This window comes from Planomonospora algeriensis (assembly GCF_977012225.1).
This window is the reverse complement of the sequence record NZ_CDRNDK010000918.1, coordinates 1-1,062: the sequence shown is the minus strand read 5'-3', so window position 1 is coordinate 1,062 and position 1,062 is coordinate 1. Positions and strand designations below refer to the sequence as shown.

1 protein-coding gene is annotated in these 1,062 nt (G+C 76.3%); it reads right to left on the bottom strand.

What is annotated here, in order from left to right; translation table 11 throughout:
• On the bottom strand, nucleotides 1-1,062 hold a 1,062-nt coding region (locus ACWJ6R_RS36885), incomplete at both ends, for a S8 family serine peptidase (RefSeq protein WP_449066635.1).

The window sequence follows — 1,062 nt, the reverse complement described above, 5'->3', positions numbered from 1 at the left end:
CGCCATCCGCGCCGCCGGCCCAGGGGGACGACGACACCGGCCAGGGCGGCCAGGACCGCCGCGGAGAGGGCGAACAGGGCGACCCGGCCCGCGATCGAGATCCCCTCGACGTCCTCGGCGGGTGCGGGCCGTACCGCGTCGGGCGGCAGCGGGGCGGGGTCCTGCGGCGCGATCGCGACCGTCTCCGGCAGGATCGCGGACACGGCCAGCAGCGGGTTGACCATCCCCGCGCCGGTCCCGGAGCCGGAGGCGCCGTCGGCGGTCAGCTCGATGCGCCGCCGTACCCGCACCTGGTCCAGCCCGGGATACCGGGCCCGCACCAGCGCGGCCACCCCCGCGACGTACGGCGCGGCGAAGCTGGTCCCCTCCAGGTCCTCCCGGTAGGCGAGGCCCGGCCAGGGGGCGGTGACGGCGGTACCGGGGGCCAGGACGGAGACGGGGGTCGACGCGTTGGACGAGTCCGCCCTGCCGCCCTCGGGACCCGCCGAGCCGACGGAGAGCACGCCCGGGTAGGCGGCCGGGTAGGCGGGGGCCGCCGAGCCGTCGGACCGCTGGACGTTGCCCGCCGCGGCCACCACCACCACGTCCTGGGCCAGCGCGTAGTCGACCGCGGCCTTCAGATCCGGCTGGTCGGCCGCCTGGATGGAAACGTTGATCACGTCCGCGCCGAGCTCGACGGCGCGCACGATCCCCTGGGCCAGTTTGCCCACGTCGCCGTTGCTCTCGTTGGTCTGCTTGATCGAGATCAGCTTGGCCCGGGGGGCGACGCCGGTGAAGGGCACCCCCTGGATCTCGGCTCCCGCGATGATGCCCGCCACGGCCGTACCGTGCCCGACGCAGTCGTAGCCGTGCGTGCCGGTGAGGTCGACGGACGAGGCCACCTTCAGCTGCGGGTGCCGGGTGTCCACGCCGCTGTCCACGATCGCCACCGTCACCCCCGCGCCCTTGGTGAGCCGCCAGACCTCCGGCAGGTTCAGGCGCCGCTGCGCCCACGACTCGCCGATGCGCGTCGTCCCGCGCTGCGGGGTGCAGTCGGGCGCCGCGGTCCCGGCCGCCGCCCCG